This window comes from Streptomyces sp. (genome assembly GCF_036566765.1).
In the GTDB taxonomy this organism is placed as follows: Bacteria; Actinomycetota; Actinomycetes; order Streptomycetales; family Streptomycetaceae; genus Streptomyces.
The window spans coordinates 1-12,133 of sequence record NZ_DATCVQ010000443.1; the positions used below are offsets into that span (position 1 = coordinate 1).

Here is a 12,133-nt window from a genome sequence, read left to right on the forward strand (position 1 = left end):
GACTTGCTCCGCCCCGGATCCGGAAAGTCCGTGGTGGACGTGGGCTGCGGCGCCGGACGGGCCGTGGCGGAGTTGGCCGAAAGGGGCGTGCAGGCCGTCGGCGTGGATCCGAGCGAGCGAATGATCGCCGTCGCCCGCGGCCGGTGGCCCGAGGAGGATTTCCGGATCGCGGGTGCGTACGAACTGCCGCTGGCGGATGCCTCGGTAGACGGCTACCGGGCCGACAAGGTGTTCCACGAGTTGGCCGAGCCGGAGCGGGCGTTGGCCGAGGCCCGTAGGGTGCTCTCGTCCAGCGGGCGGATCGTGCTGGTCGGCCAGGACTGGGACGCCTTCGTCATCGACTCCGACGATCCGGCCCTCACCCGCGCCATCGTGCATGCCCGCTCCGCCCTGATCGCCGGCCCGCGCGCCGCCCGCCGGTACCGCAACCTGCTGTTGGACGCCGGCTTCGGCGACGTGGAGGTCGAGGTGCACACCGGCGTGTTCACCGGACCGACGATGTTGCCCTTGCTCACCGAGCTGGCCGCAGGAGCCCGTTCGACGGGCGCCATCACACACGAGCAGACGGACACCTGGATCGCTGAACAGCGTGCACGGGCCGAGACCGACCGGCTCTTGCTGGCGCTGCCGATGTTCATGGCCGCGGCGTCCGCACCACGGTAAGGCAGTGATGACCTGGCCAGGCACAAGCCGGAGCCCCGTCGCGACGGTTCCGTTGGCCCCGCTGCGTCTGCGGCATCCGCCGCCCGCGTTGAGTGACGCCTCGTACGGAGTCGACGACGAGCTGGATCCTCATCGTTCGATACACGCCCTGGGGCCTGTCCGGCGGATCATGCCGGACGGGCCCCTGGGCCTGAGGAGCACTCAGCGCTTCAGAGTGAAGGTGAAGTCGCCGGAGAGCTTGCCGCTCAGCCGGACTGCCGAGACGAGTTTCCCCTCCGTGATCAGTCTCTCGACTTCGGCCCGCGAGAGACCGCACCCTTCAGCGATCAGTCGAACCGGCCGGACAGGGATCCGCGCCGCAAAGCGGACCGAGATGTCGATCACCTCGCGGTCCAGGTGATCCGATCCGCCGGTGTCGAGGCACCAGGCGTCGTCCCAGTCGAGGGCGACGCGATTTCGGCGCTGCACGACCGGATCCTGAAGCAACTCGGCTGCCAGGCCAGGGTCGTTGTCGTGCAGCCGGCACAGCAGCTCAGGTCGTACGGAGCGCACATTCACCCGCTCCAGGACCGTGAGTTTCGCGGTTTCCCCGCAACCGGTACAGAGCACGAGGAGCCAGGCGTCGAGGAGTTTGTGGTGGGCGTTGACGCGAAATTTACCGTTGGCCCGGAATCGCCCGGACGTGCACGTGTGGCAACGGCGGAGAACGAGGGGCAGGCGGGTGGGCATGACAACCCAGTTGTTGAGCACAGAAGTACACCGGTTCTGTGAGAAGTCCGCAGCAAAATGCAGCGCGGCGCAACAAGCGCGACGCGCGACGAATCAGCAATCGGGAGGTCTCACACGGTGTACAACGGGACGTCCTTGCCTGGGCGACGTGGTTCGGCAGCACGGTAATGGCGCACCGCGGCGCTGCTCCACTGGTTTTCGAGCGCCTCACCGACAGGCTCTGTCCGGCGTGTCACGGACGAGCCATGCCGGATCGCTGCGACAGCGAAGGTGCCGTGGAAGGCGTAGGCCCGCCGCTCGGTCGGGCGACGCGGAGGCGTTCGTAGGCTGCATTCCCACGTGGCGAAGGCCGACGCCGGGCAACGATGCTGCCGGCAGGGGCCCTTGGACGGCTGAGGCTCGCACGTGTGTGTTCGTGCGAGCCTCTGGGCGCCCTGGTCGGTCCGGTGGGGGAGTCAGCGCTCCTCGGTTTCGAAGGTGCGCAGCAGATCGGCGGCGACGCTGACGGCGATGGTCGCGGGTTCCTTGCCGGTGATGTCGGCCAGTCCGATCGGCGTCTTGATCCGGTCGATGGTGGCCTCGTCGTGACCGCCCTCGGTGGAGAGGCGCTTGCGGAACCGAACCCATTTGGCCGCGGACCCGATCAGTCCGATGGAGCCGAGATGGCTGGTGCGCAAGGCGGCGTCGCACAGAGCGGCGTCCTCGGCGTGATCATGGGTCATGATCAGGATGTGCGTGCCGCGGGGCAGCTCCTCGAGCACCTCCTCCGGCAGCAGCGGCGTGTGATGCACATGCACCTGCGCCACAGAGTCCGCCAGCACGTCGAGCCGCTCCTTGGCGAGCATGTCGGCGCGGCTGTCGATCAGATGGAGGTCGAGGTCCTGACGTGCCAGGATGCGCGCCAGTTCAAGCCCCACGTGCCCGACGCCGAAGACCGCCACCGCGCGTACCACCGGCAGCGGTTCGAGCAACACCGAGACCGTGCCGCCGCAGCACTGCACGCCATGCTGATTGGTCACCTTGTCGTTCAGAGCGAAATCGATCAGCTCCGGCTCCGTCTTGGACGCGGCGATCATCTCCCGGCCACGATCGATCGCGACGGCCTCGACATTGCCGCCACCGATCGAGCCCCACGTCGCGGTCTGCCCCACGACGAGTTTCGCACCGGCGTCGCGCGGGGCATGACCGCGCACGGTCGCGACGGTCACAAGCACGCCGGACTCCCGGCGTGCTCGCAACCGTGCGACCGCGGCGATCCATGTCATGTCAGGCACCGCTCAACGCTTCTGCGCCGGTACGGGTCTTGCCGTCCGCGACCTGGCCATTGGCGGCGAACCCGTTGAGGGCATGGCCGTCCTGGGAGGCTTCGCCCTGGCGAGCCGCCTCGATCGCCCAGTACACCGCCTCCGGCGTCGCGGGCGCGGCCAGCTCGACGCTGACCCCGCTCGGCCCGAACGCGGCGGCGGCCTGCCGCAGCGCTTCGCGCACGCAGAACGCCAGCATCAGCGGAGGCTCACCCACCGCCTTGGAGCCGTACACCGCGCCCTCTTCGGTGGCGTTCTCCATGAGCGTGACGTTGAACTCCGCGGGCATCTCCGAGAAGCTCGGCAGCTTGTACGTGCTCGCGGCCTGGGTCAGCAGCCGGCCACGGTTCGGCCCGTCAGAGGCGTCCCAGCGCATGTCCTCGAGCGTCAGCCAGCCCGCGCCCTGCACGAAACCGCCCTCGACCTGACCGATGTCGATCATCGGGGACAGGCTGTCGCCGACGTCGTGCACGATGTCGACGCGCCGGATGCGGTACGCACCGGTGAAGCCGTCCACCTCGACCTCGGCCGCGGCGGCGCCGTAGGAGAAGTACTTGAACGGCGAGCCCCGGAAAGCCTTCGCGTCCCAGTGCAGACCCTCGGTCCGGTAGTAACCGGACGCCGACAGCTGCACGCGCTGGAAGTACGCGGTGTGCACCAGGTCGTCCCAGGCCAGCTCCTTGTCGCTGCCCAGGGTGCGCGCGACGCCGTCGACGATGCGCACGTCCGAGGCGTTCGAACCCAGCTGGCTGGCGGCCACCTGCAGCAGCCGCGCACGCAGCTGCTCACAGGCGTTCTTGATCGCCCCACCGTTGAGGTCCGCCCCGGAACTGGCGGCAGTGGCAGAGGTGTTGGGCACCTTGTCGGTACGCGTCGGGGCGAGGCGCACCTTGTGCAGCGGGATGCCCAGCGTGGTCGCGGCCACCTGCAGCATCTTGGTGTGCAGGCCCTGGCCCATCTCGGTGCCGCCGTGGTTGATCAGGACGGAGCCGTCCTTGTAGATCAGCACCAGCGCGCCGGCCTGGTTGAAGGCCGTGAGGTTGAACGAGATGCCGAACTTGATGCCGGTGATCGCCAGCGCCCGCTTGGTGTGCGGGTGCGCGGCGTTGAAGGCGGCGATCTCGCGCTTGCGGTCGGCGATGCCGCCGTTGTTCTCGACCTGCTCCCAGACGGCGGCGATCCGTTCCGCCTGAGCGACCGGCTGGCCGTACGGCGTCGCCTGACCGAGACCCGGCTGGTAGAAGTTGCGCTTGCGCAGCTCCATCGGGTCCAGGCCGAGCAGCGGCGCGACCCGGCCCAGGATGTCCTCGATCACCAGCATGCCCTGCGGTCCGCCGAAGCCGCGGAAGGCCGTGTTGGAGACCTTGTTGGTCTTGGCGATGCGACCGGCGACACGCGCGTTGGGAATCCAGTACGTGTTGTCGATGTGGCACAGTGCACGGGCCGTCACGGGCTCGGACAGGTCCAGGCTCCAGCCGCCGTCCGAGGTCAGCGTGGCGTCCAGCGCCTGGATGCGGCCGTCGGCGTCGAAGCCGATCTTCCAGTCGGCGTGGAACCCGTGCCGCTTGCCGGACATGGTCAGGTCCTGGGTCCGGTTGAGCCGCACCCGGACCGGCCGGCCGGTCAGCTTGGCGCCGAGCGCGGCGATGGCCGCGAAGCCGTGCGGCTGCATCTCCTTGCCGCCGAAGCCGCCGCCCATCCGCAGGCACTGCACGGTGACCTCGTGGCTGTGCAGACCGAGGACGTGCGCGACGATCTCCTGGGTCTCCGAGGGGTGCTGGGTGCTGCTCTGGATGAAGATCTGCTCGGCCTCGTCGATGTAGGCCAGCGCGGCGTGCGTCTCCAGGTAGAAGTGCTCCTGGTCGGAGAACTGGAACTCGCCGCTGAACACGTGCGCGGACTCGGCGAAGCCGGCGTCGATGTCGCCGGTCTCCATCACGGGCCGGGCGCCGTGGAAGCTCTCGGCCGCGATCGCTTCCTTGAGCGTCATGATCGAGGGCTTTTCTTCGAGTTCCACCTCGACGGCCGCCGCACCGAGCCGGGCCGCTTCCAGGGTCTCGCCGAGCACCCAGGCGACCGCGTGGCCGTGGAACAGGACCTCGTCGGGGAACAGCGGCTCGTCGTGCTTCATACCGGCGTCGTTGACGCCGGGCACGTCGGCACCGGTCAGCACGCGGACCACACCGGGCACGGCGAGCGCGGGCTCGGTGTCCAGCTTGGTGATCCGGCCGTGGGTCTTCATGACCTGGACCGGGTAGGCGTGCAACGTGTCCTTGGTCCGGTAGACCAGGTCGTCGGTGTAGAGCGCGGTGCCGGTGACGTGCAGGAAGGCGCTCTCATGCGGCATCGAGACGCCGACTACGGGCTTCTCGGGACGCTCAGACAGATGACTCATGACGACACCGCCTCGGTGGTCTGTGCGTGCAGCTTCAGCAGGCTCTGGCCGAGCATCGCGGAACGGTAGATGGCGCTGGCGCGGTGGTCGCTCATCGGCGTGCCCTCGCCCCGCAGCACCCGAGCCGCGGCCTCGACGGTCTCCGCCGACCACGGCTTGCCCTCCAGGGCCGCCTCGGTGGCGAGGGAGCGGATCGGGGTGGCGGCCACGCCGCCCAGGCCGATGCGCGCCTTGCGGACGATCCCGTCCTGGATGTCGAGCGCGAAACCGACCGCCACACTGGAGATGTCGTCGAAGCGACGCTTGGCGATCTTGTGGAACGCCACGACCGGCGACAGCGGCAGCGGGATGCGCACCGCGCGGATCAGCTCGTCGGGACGGCGCACGCTCTGCCGGTAGCCGGTGAAGTAATCCGCCAGCGGGACCACGCGCTCACCGTCGGCGTCGGCCAGCACCAGCGACGCCTCGAGCGCGAGCAGCACCGGCGGACTGTCACCGATGGGGGAACCGGTACCCAGGTTGCCGCCGAGGGTGCCACTGTTCCGGATGAGCCGGGAGGCGAACTGCGGGAACAGCTCGGCCAGCAGCGGGACGTCGCCGTCGAGGCGGCGCTCGATCTCGGTGAGCGTCAGCGCCGCCCCGATCTCGATGTAGTCGGCTTCGACGCGCAGCTCCCGGAGCTCGGGCAGCCGGTCGATGGCGACCACGCACTCCGCCCGGCGCGAGCGGATGTTCACCTCGACGCCATAGTCGGTGGAGCCGGCGACCACTACCGCGTCGGGACGCTCGCGCAGCAGCTGCAGCGTCTCGGCCAGGGTGTCCTTCCGCAGGAACGTGGCGCCGTCCTGCGTGTACTCGGTGGCGACCGCTGCCGGCGGTTCCTGATCGCGACGCTGCGCGAGCGGGTCCTCGTCGGTGGGCTCACCGACGGCGTACGCCGCATCGCGGATCGGGCGGTATCCGGTGCAGCGACACAGGTTCCCGCTCAGCGAGTGCAGGTCGAAGCCGTTCGGACCGTGCTCGTGGTCGGTGCTGTCGTGCGAGTCCGCCGAGTCCGAGTCCGCGTGCGCGCAGCGGTCGGGCCGGTAGTACTCGGACGCCATGCTGCAGATGAATCCCGGCGTGCAGTACCCGCACTGGGAGCCGCCGCGGACCGCCATCTCCTCCTGCACGGGGTGCAGGGTGGGCGCCGTGCCGGGCTCGCCGGGGGTGGCGAGCCCTTCGGAGGTGATGACCTCCTGGCCGTCGAGCGCCGCAGCCGGAATCAGGCAGGCATTGACCGCCACCCAGTCGGTGGGCTTGTTCACCCCGGGACGGGCCACGAGGACGGAACATGCGCCGCATTCACCCTCGGCGCAGCCCTCCTTTGTGCCCGTGAGGCCACGCTCGCGCAGGAAATCCAGAGCTGTGGTGTGGGGTGCAGCCGGTGAAATCGGCGTTTCTTTCCCGTTGACCGTGATCCGCGCCGCTACCATGACATGCCTTCATTACTGTGCGTGATCGAGTGATTCATCATGTTCGCCAATTTCAGACGGCTTTCTGTGTTCAGACGCGCCACGCGAGAGGTGCGGGCGTAACAGGGCACGCGACAGCGACGACGTGCCGGAAGTGGTGACGGGAAACCCGGGAGTGTGCCCTGGACGGGGGGCACTCAGAACGGCGTGTTCAGCAGCCGTGCGCGATTCGACCCGGACCCCAGACCGTCTGCTGGGCGAGGCGAGCGAGATCAGAGCTGGTGTACATCTGCTGGTCGCCTCCTTCGGCAGTCATGGGTGGGCCTTTGCCGCAAGGTAGTGGCTGGATCCGAGCAGGTCAAGAGGTTGACCCCGGTCTCTTGGTTCATCATCCAAGCCCGATGCCTCCCGGGCTGCATCGGCGGCGCCCGTCATTGGGAGGGGGCGGAGAGGCGGTCGTAGGACTTGGGCGGCACCTGCTGGGTTTCCCGTCGTCCATTCTCATTCATTGCAACGAGTGGAGTGAGGTTCGTTGCGTTAGCGTCAATCCCGTTGCGACGACGGTACTAGCGATTACCCATTCTGATGGCGATTCTGCACAATGAGAGTCTTGCTGGAGCTTCGAATGCAACGTAGCTTTCCTCCATCTGAAAGCGGGATGGAGCGCCCGCTGAAGGGGAAGGAGAGCCTCATGCAGAGGTGGGAGACCTCCGCCCCGGTCGGATCCAGTTCATCGCCGCCGACCGGGCGGACGCCACGGTCGATGTCCAGCCCGCGGACGCCTAACGACTCGCTCAGCGACTCCGACGGCACCGCCGCCGACCTGAGCATCCACGCGACCACCGCCTACGGCGACAGCACCGCACGCAGCCTGTGAACGCGCAGCCTGACAACCTGTCAAAAGGGAGAGCCGAGCAGCGTTCAGGACTATTCGGCCGCGGAGGTGTGTCAGGCTGGCGGCCGGGAGGTGGTGCACGTGAGCACCCTGCGCGTGAACGTCATGGCATACGAGGCCCCGTGCGAGCGGTGCGTCACGCCCATGCCATGGGTATTCGGCCTGCTGCCGGCTCACCGGCCACGCGCCGAGGAGTACACCACGACGGACTTTCCCGGTGCGGTCGACGTCGCACGGCGCATCCTCACCGCCTCGGCCACCGGTGCCGCCCCCGTAGGTCCTCTGCTGAATGACCGGCCCACATGGCAGCGCGGCCGCGGCTTCAACCCGAATACATGCCGCCACTGCGGCCACCAGGCCGAGTGGCACACCCTCGACGCCATCACCGACGACGCCTACTACGGCGGATGGACTGTCACGGCCGAAGGCCGTGTCCCTGTAGGGGAGTGGCGGGCCATCTGCGGCCAAGGACAGGGAATCGCCTGGCCGGCCCTGTGCGACACGACCGACCTGTGACGACGGGAGCGGCATCGAGGCCGGCCCGCTGTCCGCTACGTACGCACGGCACTCCCTGACGGCTTCCCCCGTGGGCCACCACCCCGTGAAGGGCACAAGCGTCCACGTCGGTGACCGACCCCGCTCTTCCCCACCGGCGGGAACGACTCCCGCACCGCCCCATGCGCGCCGGTCACATCACCACAACCCACGCCGAGATCAGCTCAGTAGTGGATCACTCGGGTGCCCACTCCCCACAGGCCCTAACGTTGGTCCATGCTCAAGATGCCGCCGCGGGTCGAACTGCACCCGCTCACCCTCTCCGACCAGGACGAGTTCTGCACGCTCGCGCAGGCCAGCTCCGAGCTGCACCAGCCATGGATGCAACTACCCGCGACCGCAGAGGAGTTCAAGGTCTGGATGCGCCGCTTCGACGACGGCGCCAACCAGGGCTTTCTGGTCCGTGTCCGGGAGACCGGCGCAGCCGCCGGCATGGTCAACATCAACTCGATCATCCGGGGCCGCTACCAGGGCGCGTCCCTCGGCTATGCCGCTTTCGCCCCGTCCGCAGGGCACGGGTACATGACCGAAGGGCTCGCCGCCACCCTCCAGTACGCCTTCACCGACCTGCGGCTCCACCGGCTGGAGGCCAACATTCAGCCGGCGAACAAAGCATCCCTGGCCTTGGTCCAGCGGCTGGGCTTCCGCTATGAGGGGCTTTCCCCCGCCTACCTCTACATCGACGGGGACTGGCGGGACCACGAACGCTGGGCCATCACCGCACCGAGCCCTTGGACACCCGATCCCTCCCTTCCCGAAGTCTGAGTCGCACGGCGCCGCTCATGAAACACGCCTTGGCCGCGCTCGTGCTCGGCGCGCCCGCCCAGGCGGTTCCCCTCCTGGCCGCAGGCCTCGGACGGCGCCCATGGGCCCTCGGCGCCGCCACTGGGCCGGCGTTGCCCGAGCTGCGCGAGGCGCTCCCGTACTACCCATGCCAGGCAGCCCCGGCTATCGCGACTGTCGCCGAAGCCTCCGCTCCGCCGGATCACACACGTGCCGTCACCTCCTCAGCACTGCCCACCCCGGGCCGACCGACGCCAGTAGTGTCTGCGGGATGACCGCGACGCCTTCGGACCTCTTGCTTCGTGCCCTCGACGTCCCGGGCGAGCCGCCTCTGCGGCCGCTGCCGGCCGTGGTGACGGAGCTCCTGCGCTCTCTGGGGGCCCCGCCCCGTCTGGCGGCGCACCTGCGCGCGGTCCACGACGTCGCGGTCGACCTGGCCGACTGGGTGCGCGACCGCTACCCGGATCTGGCCGTCCACCGTGACGCCGTCCTCTTCGGTGCGGCGACCCATGACGTGGGCAAGACCCTGCACCCCGAGGAACTCTCCGGGCCCGGCTCAGCACACGAGGCCGCCGGCCGCGACCTGCTTCTGGACCGCGGCTTCGCGCCGGCCCTGGCCCGGTTCGCCGCCACCCACGCGAGCTGGGACGACCCCGCCGTGACGATCGAGGACCTCCTGGTCAGCACAGCCGACAAAGTGTGGAAGGACAAGCGAGTCCCCGACCTTGAGGACAGGCTCGTCCGGGCGCTGGCCGGGGCGACGGGGCGGGAGCCCTGGGAGGAGTACCTCGCGCTCGACGACCTGCTCGCTCGCCTCGGCGCGGACGCCGGCCGTCGCCTGGCCTTCCAATCGGCGTTCCCGGTCCACCCGTGACCCGGCCGCCCGATCGGCCGCACAGCCAGTGGTCGTAGGGCGTGCCCAATGCACCGGGCAACTCCCAGGCATGCACATGCGCCCGAGTGTTCGGGCCCGACGCCGCAGGGGGCGGCGCCAGGGGCGTGTCCGGCGCGGTGCGCGGGGTGGCGAACGGAAGCCACCTGAGTGCCTTCGATCATGACGGTGAGAGCATCGCCCAGATCGAATGTTCGACGGAGAGGCAGAGAGTGACCCAGGGGCGAGTGACCTACGACGTGAAGTACACGGTGTCCCCGCCGGCTGTGGCCAGTGATGATGGATTCGGCTTGGAGGGCGGAGCCGTCCGGCTGTGGCGTGATGCCGACGGCGCCGGAACCGACTGGCACCCTTCCGTCCGTTCCTTCCAACTGGTCCCCGACGGGCAGGGACCGATAGCCCGGGTGGTCACCGAGCGACCGGCCGGCCCGCGGGTGAGCGGAATACCCGCCGTCTATCGCGTCGAGGACCCGCTTGGGGCGCCGCTCGGGCGGGTCACCGTGCGGCGCGGCTCCTTCCTCCGCCTCAGCCGGACCCGTTGGACGGTGGAACCTGCCAGAGGTCCCGCGCTGCGCGGGCTCAAGGGCCGCCTGTTCTGGTGGGCGCTGTGGTGGCCTCTGGGGCTGCCGGTCAGCCTGGTGGGCATCGTCATGGCGTTGTTCGCCGAGGGCGACGGGTCGTTCGGCCCGCCTCGGCGCGTCATTTGGCGCGACGGATCAGGCCGGGCCCACGTCGTCTTCAGGGGACTGGCCGACGACTACCGGGTGCTCGCGCCGGGCTGGGACCCCCGACTGGTATTCGCCCTTGTGGGGCTCCACCAGTCCTTCGATCCCTCGGAGGGCGCGGCGGGCGCCGGCTGGTACGACGGCAGCTGAGCCGGGGGCGGGCCGACGGCTGCGGTGCTCCACCACCCCGCGGAGACGGTGCCGTACCACCTCCCCGAGCCGTGGGTATCGGTGCTCACCGGCGGGGCATCGGACGTACGGACGTTTATCGGTTTGCCGCCGGCCAGACCGGTCGGATAGGAAGCTTGCATGCTTAGGGGTAGCAAGGTCGGGCTCAGGGCCCGGCACGAGGACGACATTCCGGTCCTGCGGGCCGAGCTCTACGACGACGTGGTCAATGCCTCGCGGGCCGAAGGTGGGCCGTGGCGACCGATCACGCCCGGTTCGAAGGATCCGCGGCTCGTGGTGGACGACAAGGAGCATGGGCATGTCCCGTTCTCCGTAGTGGAGTTGGACGGCGGGACGCTGGTCGGCACCGCGACGCTGTGGGGCATCGACAACCACAGCCGGTCCGCGCACATCGGGTTGGGGCTGCTGCCGTCCTCTCGCGGCAAGGGCTACGGCACCGATGTGGTCGCGGTGCTGTGTCACTACGGTTTCGTCGTGCGCGGCCTGCAGAGGCTGCAGATCGAGACGCTGTCGGACAACTTCGCGATGCTGCGCTCCGCCGAGCGCAACGGTTTCGTACGCGAGGGCGTGCTGCGCTCCTCGGCCTGGGTGTTGGGCGAGTTCCTGGACGAGGTGCTGCTCGGGCTCCTCGCCCAGGAGTGGAAGCCTGACTCGAAGGGCTAGGGTGCCGTCCGACGACGGTCAAGGGCGGGGCGCGGAGCCGGCTTGCGGACATCAGAGCGTCCGGGACGAGGGCCGCGCAACGGCGCAGCAACCAGGCAATAGGCCACCCCGGCAATAGGCCACCCCGGCAACTCCAGCCCGCAGCTACGGCGCTGCGCGCCGCCGTGAACCGTTGCGCATCCCGAAGAGCCGGCGGCCCCTTGGGTCACCGCCGGACCGAGTACTCCAGGATGCGGCCGTCGACGGTCCCGACAAGCAAGTGCCCCATGGGCGTCACAGCGAGGGACAGTCCGGTGGTCGGTGTTCCGTCCACCTCCAGCTCGGTGTGCCATCGCACCGAGCCGTTGTCGGCGTCCAGTGCTGTCAGGGCTCCGGAGTTGTAGGCCACGTAAACGGTGTCGCCGTCGGCGTCGAGGGCGGTGGCGGGATGATCGGTGCGGAACTGCCACTGCACTGTGCCGTTCAGGGATCGTCGTACGACGTAGGCGCCGCCCGGTTGGAGCCCGTGTCCGTGGTGAACGGTGCCGGCGTACACCAGGGACTGGCCGATCTCGACCGCGGGACCCCCGAAATGATGCTCCTGCGGCACCCAGGAGTGCGGGAAGAGCCGCCGCAATGTCCCGTCGGCGCCCATGGCGGCGACCCACTTGTTCTCGTGCGGCTCGTCCGGGTCGGTTCCCACCAGTACATAGGGCCGACGTGCGGAACGGACCGGAAACGGGTGATTGAACACGTCGAACGGGCCGACCTGCGGACCCTCCACCGGACTGTCCACCGGACCGTCGAGGTCGAACATCATCAGCCGTTCGGGACGCTTGCGGCGGCCGTTCAACGGCCTCAGAATCGCCCCCTGCCCGCCTGCGACGAGCACCGTGAACACGCCCGG

At 69.2% G+C, this 12,133-nt stretch carries 12 protein-coding genes; 7 read left to right on the forward strand and 5 right to left on the reverse strand.

Features of this window, described 5'->3' with window-relative positions:
• Nucleotides 1-663, forward strand: a 663-nt coding sequence (locus tag VIU94_RS26150; protein WP_331914736.1) for a methyltransferase domain-containing protein, incomplete at its 5' end; no start/stop codon positions are given.
• 201 nt (nucleotides 664-864) lie between these two features.
• Here VIU94_RS26150 and VIU94_RS26155 read toward each other — a convergent pair.
• The 4 genes from VIU94_RS26155 to VIU94_RS26170 all read right to left on the reverse strand — a co-directional run bounded on the left by VIU94_RS26155 (nucleotide 865) and on the right by VIU94_RS26170 (nucleotide 6,566).
• On the reverse strand, nucleotides 865-1,413 hold the full coding sequence (locus VIU94_RS26155; protein WP_331914737.1) for a DUF1062 domain-containing protein: 549 nt from the start codon (nucleotides 1,411-1,413) through the stop codon (nucleotides 865-867).
• Nucleotides 1,414-1,847: 434 nt separating this feature from the next.
• Nucleotides 1,848-2,657 carry a xanthine dehydrogenase accessory protein XdhC gene (gene xdhC / locus VIU94_RS26160; protein ID WP_331914738.1) on the reverse strand — a complete coding sequence of 270 codons (810 nt, stop codon included), beginning with the start codon at nucleotides 2,655-2,657 and terminating at the stop codon, nucleotides 1,848-1,850.
• A gap of 1 nt (nucleotide 2,658) precedes the next feature.
• Nucleotides 2,659-5,091 (reverse strand): xanthine dehydrogenase molybdopterin binding subunit, encoded by a 2,433-nt coding sequence (xdhB, locus tag VIU94_RS26165; protein ID WP_331914739.1) that lies wholly within the window; start codon nucleotides 5,089-5,091, stop codon nucleotides 2,659-2,661.
• Nucleotides 5,088-6,566, reverse strand: a complete 1,479-nt coding sequence (locus VIU94_RS26170; RefSeq protein WP_331914740.1) for a xanthine dehydrogenase small subunit — start codon at nucleotides 6,564-6,566, stop codon at nucleotides 5,088-5,090. The genes xdhB and VIU94_RS26170 overlap by 4 nt, the downstream gene beginning before the upstream one ends.
• 670 nt (nucleotides 6,567-7,236) lie before the next feature.
• Here VIU94_RS26170 and VIU94_RS26175 point away from each other — a divergent pair.
• From VIU94_RS26175 to VIU94_RS26200, 6 genes are all read left to right on the forward strand, one after another.
• Nucleotides 7,237-7,422, forward strand: coding sequence for a hypothetical protein (locus VIU94_RS26175; RefSeq protein ID WP_331914741.1), 186 nt, complete (start codon nucleotides 7,237-7,239; stop codon nucleotides 7,420-7,422).
• A 99-nt stretch (nucleotides 7,423-7,521) separates the two neighbouring features.
• Complete coding sequence (locus tag VIU94_RS26180) at nucleotides 7,522-7,956, forward strand: hypothetical protein (protein ID WP_331914742.1); 435 nt, start codon at nucleotides 7,522-7,524, stop codon at nucleotides 7,954-7,956.
• Between the two features lie 255 nt (nucleotides 7,957-8,211).
• The gene (locus VIU94_RS26185) at nucleotides 8,212-8,760 is read left to right on the forward strand and encodes a GNAT family N-acetyltransferase (RefSeq protein WP_331914743.1); all 549 of its coding nucleotides are present in this window, start codon (nucleotides 8,212-8,214) and stop codon (nucleotides 8,758-8,760) included.
• Nucleotides 8,761-9,049: 289 nt separating this feature from the next.
• Nucleotides 9,050-9,652: an HD domain-containing protein gene (locus VIU94_RS26190; RefSeq protein WP_331914744.1), complete on the forward strand. Its 603-nt coding sequence runs from the start codon at nucleotides 9,050-9,052 to the stop codon at nucleotides 9,650-9,652.
• Between the two features lie 230 nt (nucleotides 9,653-9,882).
• Nucleotides 9,883-10,545 carry a hypothetical protein gene (locus tag VIU94_RS26195; protein WP_331914745.1) on the forward strand — a complete coding sequence of 221 codons (663 nt, stop codon included), beginning with the start codon at nucleotides 9,883-9,885 and terminating at the stop codon, nucleotides 10,543-10,545.
• Nucleotides 10,546-10,704: 159 nt separating this feature from the next.
• Nucleotides 10,705-11,247 carry a GNAT family N-acetyltransferase gene (locus VIU94_RS26200; RefSeq protein WP_331914746.1) on the forward strand — a complete coding sequence of 181 codons (543 nt, stop codon included), beginning with the start codon at nucleotides 10,705-10,707 and terminating at the stop codon, nucleotides 11,245-11,247.
• A gap of 205 nt (nucleotides 11,248-11,452) precedes the next feature.
• Here the strand turns inward: VIU94_RS26200 and VIU94_RS26205 are convergent.
• Nucleotides 11,453-12,133 (reverse strand): BamB-related PQQ repeat family beta-propellar protein (locus VIU94_RS26205; RefSeq protein ID WP_331914747.1); only part of this gene is annotated, 681 nt, incomplete at its 5' end.

What these genes read in the sequence shown, in the direction of transcription:
- VIU94_RS26170 (WP_331914740.1), bottom strand. Translation starts at nt 6,566, where the DNA reads ATGGTAGCGGCGCGGATCACGGTCAACGGGAAAGAAACGCCGATTTCA.
- VIU94_RS26185 (WP_331914743.1), top strand. Translation starts at nt 8,212, where the DNA reads ATGCTCAAGATGCCGCCGCGGGTCGAACTGCACCCGCTCACCCTCTCC.
- xdhC (WP_331914738.1), bottom strand. Translation starts at nt 2,657, where the DNA reads ATGACATGGATCGCCGCGGTCGCACGGTTGCGAGCACGCCGGGAGTCC.
- VIU94_RS26175 (WP_331914741.1), top strand. Translation starts at nt 7,237, where the DNA reads ATGCAGAGGTGGGAGACCTCCGCCCCGGTCGGATCCAGTTCATCGCCG.
- xdhB (WP_331914739.1), bottom strand. Translation starts at nt 5,091, where the DNA reads ATGAGTCATCTGTCTGAGCGTCCCGAGAAGCCCGTAGTCGGCGTCTCG.
- VIU94_RS26200 (WP_331914746.1), top strand. Translation starts at nt 10,705, where the DNA reads ATGCTTAGGGGTAGCAAGGTCGGGCTCAGGGCCCGGCACGAGGACGAC.
- VIU94_RS26190 (WP_331914744.1), top strand. Translation starts at nt 9,050, where the DNA reads ATGACCGCGACGCCTTCGGACCTCTTGCTTCGTGCCCTCGACGTCCCG.